The 22,017-nt window shown below is 61.0% G+C and carries 23 protein-coding genes and 1 tRNA gene; 10 read left to right on the top strand and 14 right to left on the bottom strand.

The genetic code is table 11. The annotated features are described in order from the left end of the window. The first annotated feature begins 40 nt into the window (after window positions 1-40). Both AB4M76_RS10180 and AB4M76_RS10185 read left to right on the top strand, forming a co-directional pair. Window positions 41-970, top strand: coding sequence for a methylenetetrahydrofolate reductase (locus tag AB4M76_RS10180; protein ID WP_368441728.1), 930 nt, complete (start codon window positions 41-43; stop codon window positions 968-970). 13 nt (window positions 971-983) lie between these two features. After that, window positions 984-2,063, top strand: coding sequence for a methyltetrahydrofolate cobalamin methyltransferase (locus tag AB4M76_RS10185; RefSeq protein WP_368441729.1), 1,080 nt, complete (start codon window positions 984-986; stop codon window positions 2,061-2,063). Between the two features lie 192 nt (window positions 2,064-2,255). Here AB4M76_RS10185 and AB4M76_RS10190 read toward each other — a convergent pair. The 9 genes from AB4M76_RS10190 to AB4M76_RS10230 all read right to left on the bottom strand — a co-directional run bounded on the left by AB4M76_RS10190 (window position 2,256) and on the right by AB4M76_RS10230 (window position 9,960). Further along, window positions 2,256-2,332 (bottom strand) — tRNA-Arg (locus tag AB4M76_RS10190). 74 nt (window positions 2,333-2,406) lie between these two features. Then, complete coding sequence (locus AB4M76_RS10195) at window positions 2,407-3,627, bottom strand: cysteine desulfurase (RefSeq protein WP_368441730.1); 1,221 nt, start codon at window positions 3,625-3,627, stop codon at window positions 2,407-2,409. Window positions 3,628-3,630: 3 nt separating this feature from the next. Then, a complete protein-coding gene (locus tag AB4M76_RS10200) occupies window positions 3,631-4,206 on the bottom strand; it encodes a YIP1 family protein (RefSeq protein ID WP_368441731.1) in 576 nt (191 codons plus the stop codon). Between the two features lie 3 nt (window positions 4,207-4,209). Then, on the bottom strand, window positions 4,210-4,692 hold the full coding sequence (locus tag AB4M76_RS10205) for a YIP1 family protein (RefSeq protein WP_368441732.1): 483 nt from the start codon (window positions 4,690-4,692) through the stop codon (window positions 4,210-4,212). After that, window positions 4,692-5,972, bottom strand: coding sequence for a SufD family Fe-S cluster assembly protein (locus AB4M76_RS10210; RefSeq protein ID WP_368441733.1), 1,281 nt, complete (start codon window positions 5,970-5,972; stop codon window positions 4,692-4,694). The genes AB4M76_RS10205 and AB4M76_RS10210 overlap by 1 nt, the downstream gene beginning before the upstream one ends. Further along, window positions 5,972-6,727, bottom strand: a complete 756-nt coding sequence (gene sufC, locus AB4M76_RS10215; protein WP_368441734.1) for a Fe-S cluster assembly ATPase SufC — start codon at window positions 6,725-6,727, stop codon at window positions 5,972-5,974. The genes AB4M76_RS10210 and sufC overlap by 1 nt, the downstream gene beginning before the upstream one ends. 121 nt (window positions 6,728-6,848) lie before the next feature. Then, window positions 6,849-8,372, bottom strand: coding sequence for a Fe-S cluster assembly protein SufB (gene sufB, locus AB4M76_RS10220; protein WP_368442419.1), 1,524 nt, complete (start codon window positions 8,370-8,372; stop codon window positions 6,849-6,851). 35 nt (window positions 8,373-8,407) lie between these two features. After that, window positions 8,408-9,502, bottom strand: coding sequence for a cysteine desulfurase family protein (locus tag AB4M76_RS10225; RefSeq protein ID WP_368441735.1), 1,095 nt, complete (start codon window positions 9,500-9,502; stop codon window positions 8,408-8,410). Further along, a complete protein-coding gene (locus AB4M76_RS10230; protein ID WP_368441736.1) occupies window positions 9,499-9,960 on the bottom strand; it encodes an Rrf2 family transcriptional regulator in 462 nt (153 codons plus the stop codon). Before AB4M76_RS10230 ends, AB4M76_RS10225 begins: the two co-directional genes overlap by 4 nt. 173 nt (window positions 9,961-10,133) lie before the next feature. Between AB4M76_RS10230 and AB4M76_RS10235 the strand changes: the two genes are divergently transcribed. The 4 genes from AB4M76_RS10235 to AB4M76_RS10250 all read left to right on the top strand — a co-directional run bounded on the left by AB4M76_RS10235 (window position 10,134) and on the right by AB4M76_RS10250 (window position 12,912). Further along, the gene (locus AB4M76_RS10235) at window positions 10,134-10,787 is read left to right on the top strand and encodes an alpha/beta hydrolase (protein WP_368441737.1); all 654 of its coding nucleotides are present in this window, start codon (window positions 10,134-10,136) and stop codon (window positions 10,785-10,787) included. After that, window positions 10,787-11,023, top strand: coding sequence for a hypothetical protein (locus AB4M76_RS10240; protein WP_368441739.1), 237 nt, complete (start codon window positions 10,787-10,789; stop codon window positions 11,021-11,023). The genes AB4M76_RS10235 and AB4M76_RS10240 overlap by 1 nt, the downstream gene beginning before the upstream one ends. Beyond that, window positions 11,020-11,601: an HD family hydrolase gene (locus tag AB4M76_RS10245; RefSeq protein WP_368441740.1), complete on the top strand. Its 582-nt coding sequence runs from the start codon at window positions 11,020-11,022 to the stop codon at window positions 11,599-11,601. The genes AB4M76_RS10240 and AB4M76_RS10245 overlap by 4 nt, the downstream gene beginning before the upstream one ends. 96 nt (window positions 11,602-11,697) lie before the next feature. Continuing rightward, window positions 11,698-12,912, top strand: a complete 1,215-nt coding sequence (locus AB4M76_RS10250; RefSeq protein ID WP_368441742.1) for an NADP-dependent isocitrate dehydrogenase — start codon at window positions 11,698-11,700, stop codon at window positions 12,910-12,912. 140 nt (window positions 12,913-13,052) lie between these two features. On the opposite strand, the gene AB4M76_RS10255 is transcribed toward AB4M76_RS10250, so the two are convergent. Continuing rightward, window positions 13,053-13,259, bottom strand: a complete 207-nt coding sequence (locus tag AB4M76_RS10255) for a DUF6356 family protein (protein ID WP_368441743.1) — start codon at window positions 13,257-13,259, stop codon at window positions 13,053-13,055. 115 nt (window positions 13,260-13,374) lie between these two features. Between AB4M76_RS10255 and AB4M76_RS10260 the strand changes: the two genes are divergently transcribed. The 3 genes from AB4M76_RS10260 to typA all read left to right on the top strand — a co-directional run bounded on the left by AB4M76_RS10260 (window position 13,375) and on the right by typA (window position 16,142). Next, window positions 13,375-13,833, top strand: coding sequence for an Lrp/AsnC family transcriptional regulator (locus AB4M76_RS10260; protein ID WP_368441744.1), 459 nt, complete (start codon window positions 13,375-13,377; stop codon window positions 13,831-13,833). 15 nt (window positions 13,834-13,848) lie between these two features. Beyond that, window positions 13,849-14,178, top strand: a complete 330-nt coding sequence (locus AB4M76_RS10265; RefSeq protein WP_368441745.1) for a multidrug efflux SMR transporter — start codon at window positions 13,849-13,851, stop codon at window positions 14,176-14,178. Window positions 14,179-14,324: 146 nt separating this feature from the next. Further along, on the top strand, window positions 14,325-16,142 hold the full coding sequence (typA, locus tag AB4M76_RS10270; RefSeq protein WP_368441746.1) for a translational GTPase TypA: 1,818 nt from the start codon (window positions 14,325-14,327) through the stop codon (window positions 16,140-16,142). A 79-nt stretch (window positions 16,143-16,221) separates the two neighbouring features. Here typA and AB4M76_RS10275 read toward each other — a convergent pair whose 3' ends face one another. The 4 genes from AB4M76_RS10275 to recA all read right to left on the bottom strand — a co-directional run bounded on the left by AB4M76_RS10275 (window position 16,222) and on the right by recA (window position 21,188). Continuing rightward, window positions 16,222-16,947: a phosphatase PAP2 family protein gene (locus AB4M76_RS10275; protein ID WP_368441747.1), complete on the bottom strand. Its 726-nt coding sequence runs from the start codon at window positions 16,945-16,947 to the stop codon at window positions 16,222-16,224. Window positions 16,948-17,030: 83 nt separating this feature from the next. Further along, window positions 17,031-17,318 carry a DUF1330 domain-containing protein gene (locus AB4M76_RS10280; protein WP_368441748.1) on the bottom strand — a complete coding sequence of 96 codons (288 nt, stop codon included), beginning with the start codon at window positions 17,316-17,318 and terminating at the stop codon, window positions 17,031-17,033. 5 nt (window positions 17,319-17,323) lie between these two features. Continuing rightward, window positions 17,324-19,981, bottom strand: a complete 2,658-nt coding sequence (gene alaS / locus AB4M76_RS10285) for an alanine--tRNA ligase (RefSeq protein ID WP_368441749.1) — start codon at window positions 19,979-19,981, stop codon at window positions 17,324-17,326. Window positions 19,982-20,117: 136 nt separating this feature from the next. Beyond that, window positions 20,118-21,188 carry a recombinase RecA gene (recA, locus tag AB4M76_RS10290; protein ID WP_368441750.1) on the bottom strand — a complete coding sequence of 357 codons (1,071 nt, stop codon included), beginning with the start codon at window positions 21,186-21,188 and terminating at the stop codon, window positions 20,118-20,120. 215 nt (window positions 21,189-21,403) lie between these two features. Between recA and AB4M76_RS10295 the strand changes: the two genes are divergently transcribed. Then, complete coding sequence (locus AB4M76_RS10295; protein ID WP_368441751.1) at window positions 21,404-21,997, top strand: gamma-glutamyl kinase; 594 nt, start codon at window positions 21,404-21,406, stop codon at window positions 21,995-21,997. Window positions 21,998-22,017: the final 20 nt, after the last annotated feature.

A 22,017-nucleotide genomic window follows, 5' to 3' on the forward strand; every position in this document is an offset into this window, starting at 1 on the left:
TGCCGTTCTGTCTGCAACGCCCATGATCAAGGACACGCTTATGGCCCTGTTGAACTTCCGCAAGAAAGACATCCCCGCCCCGGCGGCCCCCTCGGCTGAGGTCGAAGCCCTGTTGAAGGATTACTCCATCGAGGTGATGCCCCGCACCGCCGAGAAGGTGGAAGATTTCCGCGCCTTGTTGCCCGAAGGCACCCGCGTCTATATTGCCCATATTGATGGCACCCCGATCGAGGAGATGGTCGCCACCGCCGCTCGGCTGAATGCCGATGGCTTTGAGGTCATGCCGCATTTCCCCGCCCGCATCATCAAAGACCGCGCCACGCTGGCCGATTGGATCGCGCGCTATCAGGGCGAGGCTGATGTGCGGCAAGCCCTGCTGCTGGCGGGCGGTGTGACCACCCCGGTCGGGGATTTCAGCGACAGCATGCAGCTGATGGAAACCGGGCTCTTCGATCAGGCCGGATTTACACGGTTGCATGTTGCCGGCCACCCCGAGGGCAACCGCGATATTGACGTCGATGGCGGACGGCTCAAGGTCGACGCCGCGCTCAAATGGAAGAATGATTTCCAAAGCCGCACCGATGCGCAGATGGCCATTGCCACGCAATTTGCCTTTGAGGCGCAGCCGATCATCGAATGGGCCGACAGTCTCAAGGCCGCGGGCATCACCCTGCCCATTCACATCGGCATTGCCGGCCCTGCGAAGCTGCAGACGCTGATCAAATTCGCCATCGCCTGCGGTGTCGGCCCCTCGCTCAAAGTGCTGCAAAAGCGCGCGATGGATGTGACCAAGCTGCTGTTGCCCTATGAGCCCGCAGACGTGATCACCGATCTGGCCGCGCATAAAGCGGCGCACCCCGATTTCAACATCACCCATGTGCATGTCTTCCCGCTGGGCGGGATCAAGACCAGTGCCACATGGGTCCAAGAGAACGGCGGCGCCTCTGGGGTGCCCGCCGACGCAGCCTAAAGGACCAAACTACATGACCAGAACCGTCATCGAATCCAAGACCAAGACCGCCGTGATCGGCTTTGAAGAGCCCTTCTGCGTCATCGGTGAGCGGATCAACCCCACGGGCCGCAAGATCCTGAGCCAGGAATTGGAGCAAGGCGATTTCTCCCGCGTGGAGGCCGACGCCATCGCGCAGGTCGCCGCCGGGGCCACGGTGCTGGATGTGAACTCGGGCGCGGTGTTCTCCAATAAAATGGCCGAAGATCCGCGCTATGCCGACAATAACTTTGTCGAGCCAATGTTGATGCCGGAGCTGATCAAAGTGGTGCAAAACGCCGTTGACGTGCCGATCTGTATCGACAGTTCGGTCCCCGGCGCGCTGGAAGCGGGTCTGCAAGCCTGTGAAGGCCGCCCGCTCCTGAACTCGGTCACCGGCGAAGAGGAACGGCTCGAAGTCGTGCTGCCGCTGGTCAAGAAATACAATGTGCCGGTCGTGGCGATCTCCAACGACGATACCGGCATTTCCGAAGACCCGGATGTGCGCTTTGCCGTGGCGAAAAAGATCGTCGAACGCGCCGCTGACTTTGGCATTCCGGCCCATGACATCGTGGTCGATCCGCTGGTCATGCCGATTGGCGCCATGGCAACGGCGGGGCATCAGGTCTTTACCCTCGTGCGCCGTCTGCGCGAGGAACTGGGGGTGAACACCACCTGCGGCGCGTCGAACATCTCCTTTGGCCTGCCCAACCGGCACGGCATCAACAACGCCTTCCTGCCGATGGCAATGGGCGCGGGCATGACCAGCGCGATCATGAACCCGGTGGCGGTCCCGGTAAGCCAGACCAAGATTGCCGAGAAAAAGACCGAAGTGGCCGCGCTTGGGCTGGTGCTGCCCGAAGACATGGACGACGAGACTTTCGTGCAGCTCTTTGGCATGGGCTCGACCAAACCCCGTCCCGGCAAGGAGATGGAGGCGATCCGCGCCGCCAATTTCCTCTTTGACCGCGACCCGCATGGCACCGAATGGATCAAGTTCAACAAGGTCGCGCCCAAAGCAGGCCAAGAAGGCCGAGGCCGCGCAGGCCGCAGCGGCGGGCGCCGCCGCCGCTAACCGATTGATCATGCGTTAATGGAAGACCCCGCAGCAGCCGCTTGCGGGGTCTTTTGCTATGGTGCAGGGGGTTATCCCATCAGCGCCGCGACGCGACAGCCCCATCACGCTTTGGCGCCCCGCATGGCGATGCAACGATGTCCCACGCGGCCATGTCTCATCCTGGGCTTACGTCAGCAGAAAAAAGAGAAATGGCGGACCCTAGAGGATTCGAACCTCTGGCCTCTGCCTTCGGAGGGCAGCGCTCTATCCAGCTGAGCTAAGGGTCCACTGAGGGGCGGTATAAACAGCCCGCGCGCGGCCTGCAATGGGAAATCAAGCGGCGCGCGGCGCGAAAATCGGATCAGGCGAAAAGATCATGGGCCAGTTCCAACGCGTCGACCAACACGTCCACCTCGGCGCGGGTGTTATACATGCCAAATGACGCTCGGCAGGTGGCAGAAACCCCAAGCCGGTCCATCAGCGGCCCCGCGCAGTGATGCCCTGCCCGCACCGCCACGCCCTTTTTATCAAGGATGGTGGAGATGTCATGGGGATGGGCGGCGCCATCAAGGGTGAAGCTAAAGATCGCTGCTTTGTCAGGCGTCGTCCCCTGAAGGTTCAGCCAGTTCAACCCGCCCAGACGGGAGACCGCATAGTCGCGCAGATCGTCCTCATGGGCGGCAATATTGGCCAGACCGAGCTCCATCATATATTCCAGCGCCACCCCAAGCCCGATTGTCGCGACAATGCCGGGCGTGCCCGCTTCGAACATCATCGGCGGATCGTTGTAGGTGATGCCCTCTTTGGTGACCTCGCGAATCATATCGCCGCCCCCGATAAAGGGGCGCATCTCGGCCATCCGCTCGGATTTGATATAGATCGCGCCGGAACCGGAGGGACCGTAGAGCTTATGCCCGGTGACCGCATAGAAGTCGCAGCCGAGATCCTGCACATCCACCGGCATATGCACGGCGGCCTGCGATCCGTCGACGAGCACCGGCACGCCGCGCTCATGCGCGGCACGGGTGATGGATTTTACATCAACTTTCGTCCCCAAGACATTGGAAAGATGAGAGATTGCCACAAGCTTGGTCTTTGGCCCGATGGCATCAATCACCGCCTGAGGGTCAAGCGCGCCCGCCTCATCCACATCGACCCATTTCAGCACGACACCCTGGCGCTCGCGCAGGAAATGCCAGGGCACGATATTGGCGTGATGTTCCATGACCGAGAGGATGATCTCATCTCCGGCCTCCATACGGGGCATCGCCCAGCCATAGGCGACCGTATTGATCCCCATAGTGGCACCGGTGTTGAGGACGATTTCATCCTCCGACCCGGCGTTCAGAAACCGGGCAACCGTGCCGCGAACGGATTCATACTTATCCGTCGCTAGATTAGAAAGGTAGTGTAAACCCCTGTGAACATTCGCATATTCAGATGCATAGCCCTGTGTCACCGCGTCAATAACGACCTGAGGCTTCTGCGCCGAGGCCCCGTTGTCGAGATAGACCAGCGGCTTGCCATTCACCTCTCGCGCGAGGATCGGAAACTGAGCGCGGACGGCTTCGACGTCAAACATGACTTAAACTCCTTGGGCGGTCAGCCCGATCAATGACAGCAGGAAACCAAGGCCCAGCACAACCCCAAGCGCCGCCCCGGCGAGCACCGCCGCCGCATGAAACAGCCCCGGCAGAGCGAGGATTTCAGCCACGAAGTTCAGCAATATCCACAGCCCCCAAAGGGTCACGACCAATGAGGCCAGCAGCGCCAGAGGCGGCAGGACAAAGGTCAGAACAAGCACGCCGATCTGGGCCACCAGCCGCAGGAATTGCAGCCAGACCACAGAGGCCAGCAAAGGGGCGACCCGACCCTGCCCGCCCATGGCGCGGCCCACCCAGTAAAGCGCGTGAACATAGAGAACCATGAGCCCCGCCAGCAGAACAAAAAGCGCCAGCGGCATCTGAAAATAGCCCGGCAAGGCCATCGCCGGCGGCGCCAGTACAAAGGTCGCCGATATGACGAGCGCATTCAGGGCCGCAATCAGCGCCACGCCCATCCACAGCACATTCCGCTCAAGCGGCATTCCGGCGATCATCGCCGCCGCCGCGCGGGGGTTGCGCAGGGTCGTCTGTGCGAGCGGCATGAGGGAATTTAGCATCCGCTAAGCCCTCAGCGCCGCGTAAAGGCCAGACAGCCAAAACCAGAAAAACACCGCCAGCCAGACGGCACCGACAATCTGGGCCTGCAGCCCCGGCCCGATAAAGCCAAGCGCGAGCCCCAAGAGCAAAAGCAGCGGCGAAGAGGCCAAGAGGGACCAAACCAGCGTCAACCGCACCGCATAGCCGCTGATCCGCTGTCCTGAGACACGGCTCACGCCCCAGACCATGGCGGCAAGGGCATAGAGCAGCATTGGCATGACGAATATCCAGAAAAACGCCGACCAATACTGCCGCACAGACAAGGGTCCGTCCGGATCAAAATGCGCCGCGCGCGCCTGATAGGGCGAGAGCGCCACAAAGATCAGCAGCCCCGCCATCAACGCGAACATCAGTACACGCACTTCGTTGCGGCCCTGGGCAAGCAGCCCCGACATGACTTTGCCGGGGCCACGATAGGTCGCCACAATATCGCTGGTGACAGCCATCAGGCGCTACGACGCTCCAGCCAAGAGCTGAGACGCCCGATGATCTCTTCGCGCAGGCTCCCGGACTCGATTTCCTCCACAGCTTCGGCGAGGAAGGCAAGCGTCAGCAGATCGGTCGCCTCGGCATGGGACACCCCGCGCGCGCGCAGGTAGAACAGCGCCTCTTCGTCGATCGCGCCAGAGGTCGAGCCATGCGAACAGGCCACGTCATCGGCGTAGATCTCAAGCTCGGGCTTGGCGAGGAACTGGCTGTCGCCATCCAGCAGCAGCGATTGGCTGATCTGATAGCCGTCAGTCTTCTGGGCGCCCTCTTTGACAAGGATCTTGCCCTGAAACACGCCGGTTGCCCCGTTGCGCAGCACCTTCTTATAGACCTGCCGGCTTTCGCAATTCACCGCGTCATGGGTGATGAAAACCGTGTCGTCATGATGGAAATCACCATCGCCGACCGAGGCCCCTGCCACATGGGCCGAGGCATCATCGCCCGTCAGCTCGATCACACATTCGTTGCGTGTCATCGCGCCGTTTACGGTGACGGTGAAGCTTTTCAGCAGCGACTCCGTGCCCAAACGGGTGAAGAGATGCGTCGCCGCCCGGCGCTCGTGATCCCGGCCCTGAGCGCGGACGTGGTGGAACCGCGCTGTGTCGGCCACATCGACTTCCATGACCGTGTTAAAGCGCGCCGCCGCCGGGCCGTTCTCCAGCAGGGTGATTTCGGCGTCCGCGTCCAGCTTGACGATATGGTGCAACATCGCGTCAGAAGTCTCTGATTTATGTTTGTAAATCAGATTGACCGGCTTGCTCGGACGGCCTGTGACATGGATCAAGACACCATCCGTGGCAAAGGCGGTGTTCAAGGCCGCGAGCGGGCGTTGCACCGGCGTTTGGCCCTTCTTTTCAAGCGCGCCATAGAGATCACGCGCCCAGTGCAGATCGCTCTGCGCCGCGGCGAGCCGCTCAATCTTCACACCTTCGAGCGACAGATCATCCGAGGCTTCCGCGTCGAATTCACCGTCGACAAAGACGATGCGCAGACGGTCGATCCCATCGAACATCGGCGCATCGCCATGTTCAAAAATCGCAGCCGGCACCGGCTCGGCCTGTGTCAGCGTGTCGGGGCGGGTGAACTTCCAGTATTCATCCCGGCGCTGCGGCAGGCCCATCGCGCGGACCCGCGCCAGCGCATCCTCGCGGGCGGCCTGTGTCCAGCCCCCCTGCGGCATGCTCAGGCCAGAGATCATCGCCTCGGTTGCGGTTTCTTGGAGGTTTGCCTGGGCCATTACGCCACCTCGGCGAGAATATCAGCGTAACCGTTATGTTCGACTTCCAGCGCCAGCTCTGGGCCGCCGGTCTTGATGATGCGGCCGTCGGACATGATATGCACAACATCCGGTTTGATGTGGTCGAGCAGACGCTGGTAGTGGGTGATCACAAGGAAACCCCGGCCCTCGCTGCGCAGCGCGTTCACACCTTCGGCGACCAGTTTCATCGCATCGACATCAAGACCCGAGTCGGTCTCGTCCAAGATGCACATCTTTGGCTCCAGCATGGCCATCTGCAGGATTTCGTTGCGCTTTTTCTCACCGCCGGAGAAGCCCATGTTGACCGGGCGTTTCAGCATTTCGGCGTCGATCTTGAGGTCTTTCGCCTTGGCACGGATTTCCTTGAGGAAGTCAGAGGCCGACATTTCCTCTTCGCCGCGCGCCTTGCGCTGTGCGTTCACCGCGGTGCGCAGGAAGGTCATATTGCCGACCCCGGGGATTTCCACCGGATATTGGAAGGCAAGGAAAAGGCCCGCCGCGGCGCGCTCTTCCGGCTCCAGTTCAAGGATGTCTTCGCCTTCGAGCGTGGCGGAGCCATCGGTGACTTCATAGCCATCTTTACCCGAGAGCACATAGCTCAGCGTGGATTTGCCCGAGCCGTTCGGCCCCATGATCGCATGGACCTTACCGGCTTCGACTTCCAGATCGACGCCTTTGAGGATCTGCTTGTCCTCTTCTTCCAGTTTCACATGCAGGTTCTTGATGCTCAGCATTTCGGTCTCCTTCTGGCGCGCGTTCGCGCCGCAATAGCGTTATTTGGTTTTCCGTCAGGGACTTGCCCTGCGTTGTTAAAGTCATCTCAGGCGTGGACGGGCGCGATTTGCGCCCGGTCGATCACCCGACGGAGCCTTCCAGCGAGATCGCCACAAGCGCCTGCGCTTCCATGGCGAATTCCATCGGCAGCGCTTGCAGAACGTCTTTACAGAAACCGTTCACAACCAGCGCCACGGCCTCTTCCTCATCCATCCCGCGCGAGCGGCAGTAGAACATCTGATCGTCATCCACCTTGGAGGTGGTCGCCTCATGCTCCACCCGGCTCGAGTTGTTCTTGACCTCGATGTAAGGCACCGTATGCGCCCCGCATTCCGAGCCGATCAACAGGCTGTCGCACTGGGTATAGTTGCGCGATTCCTTGGCCTTGGGGTGCATCGACACCAGACCGCGATAGGTGTTCTGCGCCTTACCGGCGGAGATGCCTTTGGACACGATGCGCGACTTGGTGCGCTTGCCCAAATGGACCATCTTGGTGCCGGTGTCGGCCTGCTGCATGTTGTTGGCGATGGCGATGGAGTAGAACTCGCCCTGGCTGTCGTCGCCGCGCAGGATGCAAGACGGGTATTTCCAGGTCACGGCAGAGCCGGTCTCGACCTGTGTCCACATCACTTTGGCCCGGTCGCCCCGGCAGTCGGCCCGTTTGGTCACGAAGTTATAGATGCCGCCCTTGCCGTCTTCATCCCCGGGATACCAGTTCTGAACGGTGGAATATTTCACCTCGGCGTCTTCCTCGACGATGATTTCGACCACCGCGGCGTGCAGCTGGCTCTCGTCGCGCTGCGGCGCGGTGCAGCCTTCGAGGTAGCTGACGTAGGAGCCTTTGTCGGCGATGATCAGCGTGCGCTCGAACTGGCCGGTGTTCTCCGCGTTGATGCGGAAATAGGTCGAGAGTTCCATCGGGCAGCGCACACCCGGCGGCACATAGACGAAGGAGCCATCGGAGAAGACAGCGGAGTTCAGCGTGGCATAGAAGTTATCCGACACCGGCACCACGGTCCCGAGGTATTTGCGCACCAGTTCGGGATACTCGCGGATCGCCTCGGAGATCGAACAGAAGATCACGCCGGCTTTCTTCAGCTCTTCCTGGAAGGTCGTGCCAACAGAAACGGAATCGAAGACCGCGTCGACGGCCACTTTCCGGCCCTCGGCAGGAATGTCTTCCGCGCCTTCGACACCGGCGAGAACCATCTGCTCTTTCAGCGGGATACCGAGCTTTTCGTAGGTGGCCAGCAGCTTCGGGTCCACCTCATCGAGCGATTTGGGCTTTTCCACCATGCTCTTGGGGCGGGCGTAGTAATACTGGTCCTGAAAATCAATCTCAGGATAGTCGACCATGGCCCAGTCGGGCTCTTTCTTGGTCAACCAACGATCATAGGCGGCAAGACGCCATTCGGTCATCCACTCCGGCTCTTCGTTCTTTTCCGAGATCAGACGCACGATGTCCGGCGTCAGCCCTTTCGGGGCATATTCCATCTCGATGTCGGTGGACCAACCGTATTTGTATTTGCCGCCGACTTCGCGCACGGCATCCACGGTCTCCTGATCGACGCCTTCCTTGACGCCATCATTCTCTTTCAGGGTCACATTATCCAAGGTCTCGTTCCTTTCCGTGGGGGCGCTTAGGCAGCCCGCGTTTCGTGCTTTTTCATTTTTGCGGTCCAGTTCGTCGCGAACCGCAAGACATCATCCCGGGTGGTGTTCAGGCCCAGCGACACCCGGATCGCGCTGGCGGCCTGTGTTTCATCAAAGCCCATGGCGCGCAACACAGCACTGGCGCGCACCTTGCCGCTGGAGCAGGCGGAACCGGCTGAAATCGCAAAGCCGGCAAGGTCCATCTGCATCACTTGGGTCTCGCCCTTCCAGCCCGGCGCGATGATGCAAGAGGTATTCGGCAAGCGCGGTGCAGCTTTCCCTACAAAAATAGTCAGCTTTGCCGCATCCGCAAGGGCTGTTTCCAGTAAATCACGGTGCTCGGCGACTTCTTCCCAACGGCCCGCAGCCACATCCGCCGCCGCGGATTCTGCCGCCGCGCCGAAACCCGCGATGCCGGGGATATTCTCAGTGCCAGAGCGCCGCCCCATCTCCTGCCCGCCGCCGCGCAGCAGCGCTTGCACATCGATGCCGCGTTTGACGACCAGCGCGCCGATGCCTTTCGGCCCGCCTAGTTTATGGGCAGAGACAAGAATGAAATCCGCGCCCGAGGTGGCCATCTTGAACTTGGTCTTGCCAAGCGCCTGCACCGCGTCGACCAGCACGTAAGGCGAAGTCTCCATTGCCCAGCACTGCTGCGCCAGCGGCATGGTCTGTTGCAATACGCCGGTCTCGCTATTGGCCGCCTGCAAGGCCACTACATCGGCGCCCTGCGCGGCCCTCAGATCACCGTCCCAAAGGCCATTGGCATCGACACCCAAGCGATCCGCCTGCCCCCATGACAACACCGCGTCATGCTCGACAGCCGAGGTGACAACCCGCGCGCCCATCGATGCCGCCAGCGCTGCCGCTTCGGTAGCGCCAGAGGTAAAGATCACATCCACCGGATCGCAGCCCGCCAAAGCCGCCACCTGCCCCCGCGCGCGTTCCACCACAGCCTTCGCCGCGCGGCCCTCGCCATGCACCGAAGACGGGTTGCCCGGCAGGTCCATCGCCGCGATCATCGCCTCGCGGGCCTCGGCCCGGAGCGGGGTCGTGGCGTTATGATCGAGATAGGTTCTCACGGCTCGTCCACCACGGCAAAGAGGTTCGGCACCGCCGGACAGGGGGCCAACTCATTCTCGACCACATCCGACAGGCGGGTCTGGTGCAGGAACACATAGACATGCGCGCTCAGCCCCTGCCACAGCCGGTTGGTCAGCGACTGCGCACGGCTGCCCGAGAGCCCACCCGAGGCGCCCGCGCCCTTGTGCATCGCATCCACCGTTTCATCCACGGCGGCCAGGACATCCACGACGCGAATGTCGGTCGCAGGCCGCGCCAGACGGTAGCCGCCGCCCGGCCCCCGCACGGAACGCACCAGCTCGGCCCGGCGCAGTTTGACAAAGAGCTGCTCCAGATAGGGCAAGGACACCGACTGCCGCTCCGCGATATCGCCCAGCGACACCAGCGCGCCTTCGGGCTGTAAGGCAATATCGGCCAAAGCGACCATCGCATAGCGCCCTTTGGTTGACAGCTTCATCGTCCTACCCCTCACCGCCACGCCATTTGATTGACGCGGGCGGCTTAAATGCATAAGTCCAAAGACTGATCCCCACGGAAGCGTGCGGAACCAGATTTAGAACCGTTCTAAGGTGGCCTAGCGAATTCGTCAACTATTCGCGGCGATCTTTGAACCCCCAGACAGGGACACCCATGCCCGAGGTTATTTTTCCCGGACCAGAAGGCCGCCTTGAAGGCCGCTACCACCCTCAAAAAGAACGCGACGCGCCGATTGCCATCGTGCTGCATCCGCACCCGCAGTTCGGCGGGACGATGAATCACAAGGTCGTCTATAACCTGCATTATGCCTTCTACAACATGGGTTTCACCGTGTTGCGCTTTAACTTCCGCGGCGTGGGCCGTAGCCAGGGCGAGTATGATCAGGGCATCGGCGAGCTCTCCGATGCGGCCTCCGCGCTCGATTACCTGCAATCGATGAACAACAACTCCAAACATTGCTGGGTTGCGGGTTTCTCCTTTGGCGCCTGGATCGGCATGCAATTGCTGATGCGCCGGCCCGAGATCACCGGCTTCATCTCGGTCTCGCCGCCGGCGAATATGTATGACTTCTCCTTCCTCGCGCCCTGCCCGGCTTCCGGTCTGGTGATCAACGGCACCGCGGACCGTGTGGCGCCCCCTGCCGATACCACCAATCTGGTCGGCAAGCTGCATGAGCAAAAGGGCATCACCATCACCCATAAGGAAGTCGAGGGCGCGGGCCACTTCTTTGAAGAGCCGCATATGGACACGCTGATTTCCTCCACCACGGACTATGTGAAGCGGCGCCTGACGGAATCCACCCGCTAATGGCGGATCAGGTCGTCACCGAACTGGCCAATAAACTGGCCGAAGACTGTCTCGCCGTTCAGGCCGAGACCGGGGACGACCGGCTGTTTGTGCAGGTTGGCGAGGTGCTCGGCGCCTCGTCGCAGACCCTTGAAGAAGCCTTTTTGACCGCGATCCGCACCCGTATGGCCAATGACAAGGCCCGGGCCTTTCTGGCTGCCAAAGTCAGAGAGCACCGCGCCAAGGGCGGCGCATGACCGCGCGGCTCGACCAGCAGATCGCCTTTCTCAATGAGGCCGATAAGCTCAAGTCCGTGCTGCGCGGCACCACGCTTTGCGACGCCAGCCGGGCCGAGAACTCCGCCGAACATTCCTGGCATCTGACGCTCTATGCGCTGGTGCTGGCCGATCAGGCCGGGCCGGAGGTGGAGATCAACCGCGTCATCAAGATGTTGATCCTGCATGATCTTGTCGAGATCGATGCGGGCGACAATCCGATCTTTGGCGACTATGATGCCGCCGCAATGGAAGCACAGGAACAGCTGGCCGCCGACCGGATCTTTGGCCTGCTGCCCGCCGATCTGCGCGATGAGCTGCGCGGCATCTGGGAAGAATTCGAGGCCGCCGAAAGCCCCTCGGCCCGCTTTGCCAAATCGCTCGACCGGTTCCAGCCGCCGATGCAGAACCTTGCCTCGGGCGGTGGCAGCTGGACCGATTACAACGTGTCAGAGGCGCAGATCGAAGAGAAGGTCGGCCGCAAGATCGCCCTCGGCGCCCCGGCCCTCTGGGCCTATGCCCGCGCCCGGATCAGCGCCTTTTTCGCCGGGGCCGCCTGAGGGCAGATTTCGGCATACCATTGTATACGATCTTCCCCTTTAGCCCGAAATAGGCTAAAGCCCGGCCAAACGCAGCCTCAGCCAAAGGACCTCGCCATGTCGAAGATTAAGGTAGAAAACCCCATCGTCGAACTTGACGGCGATGAAATGACCCGGATCATCTGGGATTTCATCAAGAAAAAGCTGATCACCCCCTATCTTGATCTGGACCTGAAATACTACGACCTTGGCATCGAAGCCCGCGACGAGACCGATGACCAGATCACCGTCGATGCGGCCGAAGCGATCAAGAAATATGGCGTCGGCGTCAAATGCGCGACCATCACGCCGGATGAGGCGCGGGTCGAAGAGTTCGGCCTCAAGCGGATGTACCGCAGCCCCAATGGCACGATCCGCAACATCCTGGGCGGCGTGATCTTCCGCGAGCCGATCATCTGCAAAAACGTGCCGCGCCTCGTGCCCGGCTGGACCCAGCCCATCGTTGTGGGGCGCCATGCCTTTGGCGACCAATACCGCGCCACCGATTTCCGTTTTCCGGGCAAGGGCAAGCTGACGATCAAATTTGTCGGCGAAGACGGCGAGACCATCGAGAAAGAGGTGTTCGACGCCCCTTCTGCCGGTGTCACCATGGCGATGTATAACCTTGACGATTCGATCCGCGATTTCGCCCGGGCGTCGTTCAACTACGGGCTGATGCGCGGCTGGCCGGTCTATCTTTCGACCAAGAACACCATCCTGAAAGCCTATGATGGGCGCTTCAAAGACATCTTCCAAGAGGTCTATGACGCCGAGTTCGCCGATGCCTTCAAGAAAAAGGACATCTGGTATGAGCACCGGCTGATCGACGACATGGTCGCCTCGGCGATGAAATGGTCGGGCGGCTATGTCTGGGCCTGCAAGAACTACGATGGCGATGTGCAGTCCGACACGGTGGCGCAGGGCTTTGGCTCGCTGGGCTTGATGACCAGCCTGCTGATGACCCCCGATGGCAAGACCGTGGAGGCAGAAGCCGCCCATGGCACCGTGACGCGCCACTACCGGCAACATCAGAAGGGCGAGGAAACCTCGACCAACTCGATCGCCTCGATCTATGCTTGGACCGGCGGGCTGAAGCACCGGGGCAAGCTGGATGAGAACAGCGCATTGGTGAACTTCGCCGAGACCTTGGAGAAGGTTGTCGTGGAAACCGTGGAGGCGGGTTATATGACCAAAGACCTCGCGCTCCTGGTCGGCCCGGATCAGGGCTGGCTGACGACGATGGGCTTCCTTGAGAAGGTTGATGAAAACCTGAGCAAGGCGCTTCAGGGCTAAAGCTCAACAACTCGATCCACGCGGGCCGCTTTGAATGCGGCCCCTTTTGCGGTCTCGATTACCATCCCAGCCCGGAATCAAGCCGCAGGCGCCGGGCCATCGCCTACCCGTCCCCACGGGGAGGCGTTGGCCCTCGTAGCTTACTGGCCCCGATTGTGCGTCCGCGCGTAAAGCTTGGCGATAATCCCGCTCGCGGTCTTCTCGAACAAACATGGGATCAGCGCATGCACCAGCGCCGCCCCCGCCGCAGCAAAGAGCAGGCCGGAAAACTTCAGTGCAAAACCCATATGCTGAAAAAACGACTCATCGACCTTGGCCGGATGGTCGAGAAAGATGCGCGCGATCATAGAGAACTCCTGTGATTTGCTTTGCATCAGCCTATCGCATGCGCCCTGTGACGTTTTCTCAAATCCTTGCGCGGTTTCACTTGCTCTTGGGAAATCTTCCCGCCAAATTGCGCGAATGACAACGCTTGATGAGATTGACCGCCGCATTCTGGTGGAACTGCAACGCGACGCCGGGCAATCGCTCGAAGCGCTCGGTGCGGCGGTGAACCTGTCGCGCAACGCCTGCTGGCGGCGCATCCGCGCGCTGGAGACGGCGGGCATCATCAAAGGCCGGGTCACCCTGCTGGACGCCGCCAAACTGGGCCTCGGCCTCAGTGTCTTTATCCAAGTGCGCACCAATGCCCATGCCCCCGACTGGCTCGAAAAATTCTCCAAAGCCACCGCCGCCATGCCGGAAATCCTTGGCGTCTACCGGATGACCGGCGATCTGGACTATTTGATCCGCGCGCGGGTTGCGGATATGGCGGGCTACGATCAATTGTATCAGGATCTCATTCGCAAAGTGCCGCTCTCGGATGTCTCGGCCAGTTTTGTGATGGAAGAGATCAAGGAAACCACGCAACTGCCCCTCTGAAAAAGGCGTCACCCCATGCATTACCTGTGGCTGTTCATCGCAGTGATCGCGGAAACCCTTGGCACGACCGCTGTTCAGGCCTCACAGCAGTTCACCCGGCTCTGGCCCTCCGTGGCGGTGCTGGTTTTCTATGTGATCTCTTTCTACTGCATGTCGCTGACGCTCCGGGTCATGCCGGTGGGGGTGGTCTATGCGCTTTGGGCCGGGCTCGGCATCGTCTTTATCGCGGTGATCGGCTTTCTGCTCTTTGGCCAGAGGCTCGACGCGCCGGCGCTTTTGGGGATCGCCTTTATCATCTGCGGCATCCTGATCATCCATCTGTTTTCCAAAACCAGCCCGCATTAAACCGGCAGTTGTGCGCCGATGGCGGGCGCTGACAGGGCGCAGTTTTCATTAGGGCTAGCAATTAACGCCGCGGCGCGTTATTGGCGGCGCAATCTCTCGTGCGGCCCTTGGCCTGCGCGCCACTCCCCAATCCAAAGGCTTACTTAATGGATCTGCGCAACATCGCAATTATCGCCCACGTTGACCACGGCAAAACCACGCTGGTAGACGAGCTTCTAAAGCAATCCGGCACCTACCGTGAGAACCAGGCCACGACTGAGCGTGCCATGGACAGCAACGATCTGGAGCGCGAGCGCGGGATCACCATCTTTGCCAAGCCGACATCGGTTGTGTGGAAAGATACCCGTATCAACATCGTCGACACCCCCGGCCACGCCGACTTTGGCGGCGAGGTGGAGCGCATCCTGTCGATGGTCGACGGTGTGGTCCTTCTGGTGGACGCGGCCGAAGGCCCGATGCCCCAGACCAAATTCGTGACGTCCAAGGCGCTGAAACTAGGCCTGCGCCCAATCGTTGTCGTCAACAAGGTCGACAAGCCCGATGGCGAGCCGGACCGCGCGCTTGATGAATGTTTCGACCTTTTCGCCAGCCTCGATGCCAGCGAAGAACAGCTTGATTTCCCCGCCATGTATGCCTCGGGCCGCTCCGGCTGGGCCGACCACACGCTCGATGGCAAGCGCGACGGTCTTGACGCTCTGTTCGACCTGATCCTTGAACATGTGCCCGCGCCCAAGCAGATCGAAAACGCCGATAAGCCGTTCACCATGCTGGCCACCACCTTGGGCGGTGACCCGTTCTTGGGCCGCCTGCTGACCGGTCGTGTGGAAACCGGCACGCTGAAAGCGGGCCAGACGGTCAAGGCAATGTCGCGCGACGGCACGCAGATCGAAAACTTCCGCTGCACCAAGATCCTCGCCTTCCGCGGGCTGGAGCAGACCGCCATTGATCTGGCCGAAGCCGGTGACATCGTCTCCATCGCGGGCATGACCAAGGCAACCGTGGCCGACACGCTGGCCGATCCTTCCGTCAATGAGGCGATCCCGGCCCAGCCGATCGACCCGCCCACCATCACCGTGACCTTTGGCATCAACGACAGCCCGCTGGCGGGCCGGGACGGTAAGAAAGTGCAGTCCCGCGTGATCCGTGAACGTTTGATGAAAGAAGCCGAATCCAACGTCGCGATCAAAATCTCCGACACGCCGGGCGGTGAGGCCTTTGAAGTCGCTGGCCGTGGCGAATTGCAGATGGGCGTTCTGATCGAAAACATGCGCCGCGAAGGGTTCGAACTATCGATCTCCCGCCCGCAGGTGCTGTTTCAGGATATCGACGGCGTGCGCCACGAGCCCATCGAAGAGGCCACCATTGACGTGGACGACGAATACTCCGGCGCGGTGATCGAGAAAATCACCGGCACCCGCAAGGGCGAGCTGGTCGAGATGAAACCCGCCGGTGCCGGCAAGACCCGGATCATCGCCCATGTGCCGTCGCGCGGGCTGATCGGCTATCACGGCGAATTCCTGACCGACACCCGCGGCACCGGCGTTATCAACCGGGTCTTCCATTCCTGGGCGCCGCACAAAGGGCCGATTCCGGGCCGCCGCGCGGGCGTTCTGATCTCCATGGAAAACGGCAGTTCGGTGGCATTCGCCCTGTGGAACCTCGAAGAGCGTGGCAAGATGATGATCGGTGCGCAGGCTGACGTCTATACAGGCATGATCATCGGCGAGCATTCCCGCGAGAACGACCTCGAAGTGAACCCGCTGAAGGGCAAGAAGCTCACCAACGTTCGCGCCTCCGGCACCGACGAAGCAGTGCGGCTGACCACGCCGATGACGCTGAGCCTTGAAGAAGCGATTGCCTATATCGACGATGATGAGCTGGTCGAAGTGACCCCCAACGCGATCCGTCTGCGCAAGCGTTTCCTTGATCCGCATGAGCGCAAGCGCATGGCCAAAGCGGGCTAAACAACCGCGCTAACGACAAAAACGGCAGCGCGTCCAAAGGATGCGCTGCCGTTTTCATGTCTGACACGGGGCCCTGCTCTCAGGTATCGCTTGGCTCTTGGTCAATATGCCCGCGTTTGGCCAGGCTGCGGGCCGCCACCAGACAAAGCACCGCCCAAGCGCCCCCGGCCAACCAGCCCGCCGCCACATCGGTCGGCCAATGCACGCCCATATAGACCCGGCTGACCCCCACAAGAAGCGTCAGCAACACGGCCACGGCCAGCGTATAGACCTTGAGCGCCCAGCGGTTCTGCGCCCGCGCCACCAGGGCGCCAAGCGTGAGATAGGCTACCGCCGCCATCATCGAATGCCCCGAGGGAAAGCTCGCCGTATGCACCAGCGACCCATGCGGAACGAGGTCCGGGCGCGGACGGTCAAAGAACTCCTTGGCAATGCTGCTCAGCACAATGCCCCCGCCAACGGTCGCAAGAATATAAAGCGCGGTGGACCAGCGCCGTTGCAGCAGGAAAAAGAGCGAGACCACCACCGTGGTCAGCACCAACACCGCGACCCCGCCCAAGGCCGTCAGATCCCGGCCGATCTCCTCGACCCACCATGGGCCGATCGGGTCCGAAAGATCGCCCGGCGTGCGCAGGAAAAGCAGAATGTCACGGTCAAGGCTGCTGGTGCTGCCCGCGACGACCTCTTCGGTCAGTTCCGCCAAAGTCCAGACTGCGATGATCGATAGCCCCATCAAGGCGAGCGTCGTCACTTCCACATGGCGGCGGCACCAGCGGGCAAAGGCGGATATGCGGTCGAGGTTCATATGGCTCAACCTTAGCGTCGCGGGAAGGTTCCCGCTGGCAAAAGCAAAGCGCCCCGTCTTTCGCTCAGGCGGGGCTGCTGGGTTCACTCATCGGTTTCGACGATCATCAATTCCCGTTCCGACGCCCCGCGCGCATGGTTTAAGGCCGCTTGGTAAGCGTCTGAGTGGTAACATTTTTCCGCCGTTTCAACATCTGGAAAACGGGCCACCACATTGCGCGGGCGCTCCTTGCCCTCAAGCTGCACAAACCGCCCGCCGCGGGCGATGAACTTGCCGCCATGAGCGGCAATCGCCTCGGTCGCCCCGGCGGCGTATTTCTTATAGGCCTCTTCGTCGGTGACGGTGACATGTGCAATCCAAAGTGCGCCCATGGGCCTTATCCTTTCAAAATGTTTTCCGCCGCGGCAATCGCCGCCTGGGCATTCTCTGCCGAAGCACCGCCACCCTGCGCCATGTCAGGCCGACCACCGCCGCCCTTGCCGCCCAGTTCGGCCACCGCCGCTTTCACCATGTCAACCGCCGATAGACGCTCTGTCAAATCCTTGGTAACGCCGCCGGCGACCGCCGCCTTGCCCCCGGTGTCGGCGATCAACAGCACCGCGCCCGAGCCGAGCTTGGCCTTATGCTGATCCACCAGCGCCGGCAGGTCTTTGCCCGTCACGCCGTTGAGCACTTGGCCCACGAAGTTGACGCCATTCACCGCACGCGCTTCTGGCGCCGCGGCGCCGCCCCCGGCCATCGCCAATTCGCGGCGCAACTGGGCGACTTCGTTGGCCAGGTTCCGGCGCTCCTCAAGCAAGGCGCACACCCGCTCCGGCACATCGCTGGTCGAGGTCTTGAGCTCTGCCGCGACCCGGCTCAGCGCCGCTTCCTGTTCGCGCAGCCAGTTCAACGCCTCGGTTCCGGTCAAGGCTTCGATCCGCCGCACGCCGGCACTGCTGGCGCTGTCACCGAGCAGAACGAAGGCGCCGATATCCCCGGTTTGCCGCACATGGGTGCCGCCGCAAAGCTCCAGCGAATAGGTCGATTTATCGCTGCCCTTGCCCGAGCCTTCGAGCTGGCCCATCGACACGACCCGCACCTCGTCGCCGTATTTCTCACCGAAAAGCGCCTGCGCGCCCATGCCGCGGGCGTCGTCCGGCGTCATGATCCGGGTCTCGACCGGGCTGTTCTGGCGGATATAGTCGTTGACCTCGCGCTCAACCTGGCTGAGCTCCTCCTGCGTCAGCCCCTTGGCATGAGAGAAGTCGAAGCGCAGACGGTCATGCGCGTTGAGCGAGCCGCGCTGAGAGACATGTTCGCCAAGCGCATTGCGCAGCGCCTCATGCAGCAAATGGGTCGCGGAGTGATTGGCCCGGATCGCCGTGCGCCGGGCGGAATCCACTTCCAAAACAGCCGTTTGACCGGGTTTGATCTCGCCCTCGACCACATGGCCGAAATGCACAAAGACGCCCGCGGACTTGCGCGTGTCCGTCACGTTGACGCGCCCCGTCGCCGTGCGGATCACGCCCGTGTCGCCCACCTGCCCGCCGCTTTCGGCGTAGAATGGCGTTTGGTTCAGCGCCACCTGCACATCGCTGCTGATGCCCGCGACCTCGACCAGATCGCCGCCCTGCACCAAGGCCACGATCTGCCCTTCGGCGGTTTCAGTGTCATAGCCAAGGAACTCCGTGACGCCGTGCTCGTCCGCCACATTGAACCAGACGGTCGCATCCGCCGCTTCGCCTGAGCCGGCCCAGGCCGCGCGGGCCTTGGCCTTCTGCGCTTCCATCGCGGTGTCGAACCCTTCGGTATCGACCGCCCGGCCCTTCTCGCGCAGCGCATCCTGCGTAAGGTCCAGCGGGAAGCCATAGGTGTCATAAAGCTTGAACGCCGCTTCGCCCGGCAGGGTCGCCCCTTCCGGCAGGCCGCTCAATTCCTCGTCGAGCAGTTTCAGGCCGCGATCAAGCGTCTGGCGGAAACGGGTTTCCTCCAGCAGCAGGGTTTCCCGGATCAGCGATTGCGCCTGACCAAGCTCGGGATAGGCCGCGCCCATCTGCTGCACCAGCGAGGGTACCAGCTGATGCATTAACGGGTCCTTAACGCCGAGCAGATGCGCATGGCGCATGGCGCGCCGCATGATGCGGCGCAGCACATAGCCGCGGCCCTCGTTCGAGGGCATCACCCCATCGGCAATCAAGAACGACGTCGAGCGCAGATGGTCCGCGATCACCCTGTGATGGGTCTTGCCCGGCCCGTCGGGATCGGTCGAAGAGGCATGGGCGCTGGCCTCGATCAGGCTGCGCATCAGGTCGGTGGCGTAATTGTCATTCGTACCTTGCAACAGGGCCGCAACGCGCTCGATTCCCATGCCGGTGTCAATCGACTGGTTCGGCAGAGGCTGGCGCGTGCCATCGGCAAACTGCTCATATTGCATGAAAACGAGGTTCCAGATCTCGACGAAACGGTCGCCATCTTCCTCCGGGCTGCCCGGAGGGCCACCCCAGATGTGATCGCCGTGGTCGTAGAAAATCTCGGTACAAGGGCCGCAGGGCCCGGTCGGACCCGCAGACCAGAAGTTATCATCCGTGGCAATGCGGATGATCCGCTCATCAGGCAGGCCGGTATGGGCCTTCCAGATGTTAACCGCTTCTTCATCGGTGTGGTACACGGTGACCAAAAGCCGGTCGGGGTCGATGCCGAATTCCTTCGTCAGCAGATCCCAGGCAAAGGGGATCGCCTCGGCCTTGAAATAGTCGCCAAAACTGAAGTTGCCCAACATCTCGAAAAACGTGTGGTGCCGCGCGGTATAGCCCACATTGTCGAGGTCATTATGCTTGCCGCCCGCCCGCACACATTTCTGCGCAGAGGCCGCGCGGCTGTAATCGCGTGTCTCGACACCGGTAAAGAGGTTCTTGAACTGAACCATACCCGCGGCGGTGAACATCAGCGTCGGGTCATTGCGCGGCACCAGCGGGCTGGAAGGCACGACCTGATGCCCCTGCGCATCGAAATAATTGAGAAAAGTGGAGCGAATATCGTTCAGCGTCTTCATGGGCGAGGCCTTCCGGGGCAGATTGGGTCGGTCCCAAATACCTCTCAGCCCCGGCGCTGTCCACCGCCGCCGCGCAGGAAAAAGGGACGCAGCCGATGGCCACGCCCCTTTTGCCAAACCGCGTTAACCCCCGCGATCAGGCTTCGAGAATATCCGCATCATCTCCGCCAGTGCCTTCGAAATCCAAGCCATGCGCCGCCCGGATCTTGTCTTCAATCTCAGAGGCCATGGCGGTGTTTTCCTTCAGGAAGTTCTTGGCGTTCTCACGCCCCTGCCCGATCCGCTCATCGCCGTAGCTGAACCACGAGCCGGATTTATCCACCACGCCGGCTTTCACCCCAAGATCGAGCAGTTCGCCCATTTTGGAGATGCCTTCGCCATACATGATGTCGAACTCGACCTGTTTGAAAGGCGGTGCGACCTTGTTTTTGACGATCTTGACCTTTGTGGCATTGCCGACCACCTCATCGCGGTCCTTCAGCGCGCCGATGCGACGAATGTCGAGACGCACCGAAGAGTAGAATTTCAGCGCATTGCCGCCGGTGGTGGTTTCCGGCGAGCCGAACATGACGCCGATCTTCATCCGGATCTGGTTGATGAAAATCACCATACAATTCGAACGGCTGATCGACCCGGTCAGTTTGCGCATGGCTTGGCTCATCAGACGCGCTTGCACGCCGACGTTGCTGTCGCCCATCTCACCTTCGAGTTCGGATTTTGGGGTCAGCGCGGCCACGGAGTCGACAATGACCATGTTCACGGCACCGGAGCGCACGAGAGTATCCGTAATCTCAAGCGCTTGCTCGCCGGTGTCAGGCTGGGAGATCAGCAACTCATCAATGTCCACGCCCAGTTTTTTGGCATATTGCGGGTCAAGCGCATGTTCCGCATCGACAAAGGCGCACACGCCGCCCGCCTTTTGCTGTTCCGCCACACAATGCAGCGTCAAAGTCGTCTTACCGGAGGATTCAGGGCCATAAATCTCGATGATCCGCCCCATCGGCAAACCGCCGATGCCAAGCGCGATATCAAGGCCCAGCGAGCCGGTCGAGCTTGCCCTGATATCCTGGATCGCCCCTTCGGCACCCAGTTTCATAATTGACCCTTTGCCGAACTGACGTTCGATCTGGGCCAGCGCGCTGTCGAGCGCCTTTTGCTTTTCTGCGGTTTTCTTGCTGTCCATTGTCAAAAGATCTGCCGTTGCCATTAGGTTTATCCCTTAGTGTCACAGTGGCGCCCCGGCGGCAATCGCCCGTGCTTTCCCTTGTGCGTTACGCCGCTTATGTTCCTCTAATGTTCCATATGAGGGAAAAGCGAGAACATTTCAATCGATTTGTTTGCAGACCATCTTCCCTCCCCCTTGGTAAAGAAATAGTTTACCCATGAAAGACAAAGGCAATTTATTCTAAGGGCTGGCCGCAGGTGATCGTTTTTTACAAGCAACGGCTGGCGTTTCTGTCAGTCCCCAAAACGGGTACGACAGCCTATGAAAAAGCGCTCGCGCCCCATGCGGATATGATCATTTCCGAGCCGCCGATGCTGAAGCACGCGCCAGTATATCGCTATAACCGCTTCATCCGTCCAATGTTTTCAAAGGTTTGCGACGTGGAGCTGGAGTTGATGGCGGTGATGCGCGAGCCGATTTCCTGGCTGGGCAGCTGGTATCGTTATCGCCGCCGCCCCTTCATGGAGGGCAAGCCGAACAACACATTCGACGTCAGCTTTGATGAGTTTGTCTTGGCCTATATGAAAGGTGACAAGCCGGGGTTCGCGGATGTCGGCAGTCAGCTGAAATTCATGGAGACCCAACCGAATGGGACCGGGATCACCCATTATTTCCGCTATGAGGATCAGCCACGGTTGCAGAGTTTTTTGGAAGAGCGACTTGGCGTGTCCTTGGCGCTGAGCCAAGAGAATGTCTCGCCGCAGATGGCGCTTTGTCTGTCGCCGAATGTGGAAAAACGTTTCCGGCGCAAGTTTGCGGCAGAGTTTGAACTTTACGACTCCATCGCCTGACCGGCGTTATCTCAAGCCCA

The organism is Sulfitobacter sp. PS-8MA (genome assembly GCF_040933935.1).
Classification (GTDB): domain Bacteria; phylum Pseudomonadota; class Alphaproteobacteria; order Rhodobacterales; family Rhodobacteraceae; genus Sulfitobacter.

Bases quoted from the DNA above. Each gene is read 5' to 3' on its own strand.
- AB4M76_RS10280 (WP_368441748.1), bottom strand. From the start codon at position 17,318: ATGGGCGCACTTTGGATTGCACATGTCACCGTCACCGACGAAGAGGCC.
- typA (WP_368441746.1), top strand. From the start codon at position 14,325: ATGGATCTGCGCAACATCGCAATTATCGCCCACGTTGACCACGGCAAA.
- AB4M76_RS10250 (WP_368441742.1), top strand. From the start codon at position 11,698: ATGTCGAAGATTAAGGTAGAAAACCCCATCGTCGAACTTGACGGCGAT.
- AB4M76_RS10235 (WP_368441737.1), top strand. From the start codon at position 10,134: ATGCCCGAGGTTATTTTTCCCGGACCAGAAGGCCGCCTTGAAGGCCGC.
- AB4M76_RS10255 (WP_368441743.1), bottom strand. From the start codon at position 13,259: ATGATCGCGCGCATCTTTCTCGACCATCCGGCCAAGGTCGATGAGTCG.
- AB4M76_RS10205 (WP_368441732.1), bottom strand. From the start codon at position 4,692: ATGGCTGTCACCAGCGATATTGTGGCGACCTATCGTGGCCCCGGCAAA.
- AB4M76_RS10245 (WP_368441740.1), top strand. From the start codon at position 11,020: ATGACCGCGCGGCTCGACCAGCAGATCGCCTTTCTCAATGAGGCCGAT.
- AB4M76_RS10200 (WP_368441731.1), bottom strand. From the start codon at position 4,206: ATGCTAAATTCCCTCATGCCGCTCGCACAGACGACCCTGCGCAACCCC.
- AB4M76_RS10275 (WP_368441747.1), bottom strand. From the start codon at position 16,947: ATGAACCTCGACCGCATATCCGCCTTTGCCCGCTGGTGCCGCCGCCAT.
- AB4M76_RS10260 (WP_368441744.1), top strand. From the start codon at position 13,375: ATGACAACGCTTGATGAGATTGACCGCCGCATTCTGGTGGAACTGCAA.
- AB4M76_RS10265 (WP_368441745.1), top strand. From the start codon at position 13,849: ATGCATTACCTGTGGCTGTTCATCGCAGTGATCGCGGAAACCCTTGGC.
- AB4M76_RS10195 (WP_368441730.1), bottom strand. From the start codon at position 3,627: ATGTTTGACGTCGAAGCCGTCCGCGCTCAGTTTCCGATCCTCGCGCGA.
- alaS (WP_368441749.1), bottom strand. From the start codon at position 19,981: ATGAAGACGCTGAACGATATTCGCTCCACTTTTCTCAATTATTTCGAT.
- AB4M76_RS10185 (WP_368441729.1), top strand. From the start codon at position 984: ATGACCAGAACCGTCATCGAATCCAAGACCAAGACCGCCGTGATCGGC.
- AB4M76_RS10210 (WP_368441733.1), bottom strand. From the start codon at position 5,972: ATGGCCCAGGCAAACCTCCAAGAAACCGCAACCGAGGCGATGATCTCT.
- AB4M76_RS10240 (WP_368441739.1), top strand. From the start codon at position 10,787: ATGGCGGATCAGGTCGTCACCGAACTGGCCAATAAACTGGCCGAAGAC.
- AB4M76_RS10180 (WP_368441728.1), top strand. From the start codon at position 41: ATGGCCCTGTTGAACTTCCGCAAGAAAGACATCCCCGCCCCGGCGGCC.
- sufC (WP_368441734.1), bottom strand. From the start codon at position 6,727: ATGCTGAGCATCAAGAACCTGCATGTGAAACTGGAAGAAGAGGACAAG.
- AB4M76_RS10230 (WP_368441736.1), bottom strand. From the start codon at position 9,960: ATGAAGCTGTCAACCAAAGGGCGCTATGCGATGGTCGCTTTGGCCGAT.
- recA (WP_368441750.1), bottom strand. From the start codon at position 21,188: ATGGCAACGGCAGATCTTTTGACAATGGACAGCAAGAAAACCGCAGAA.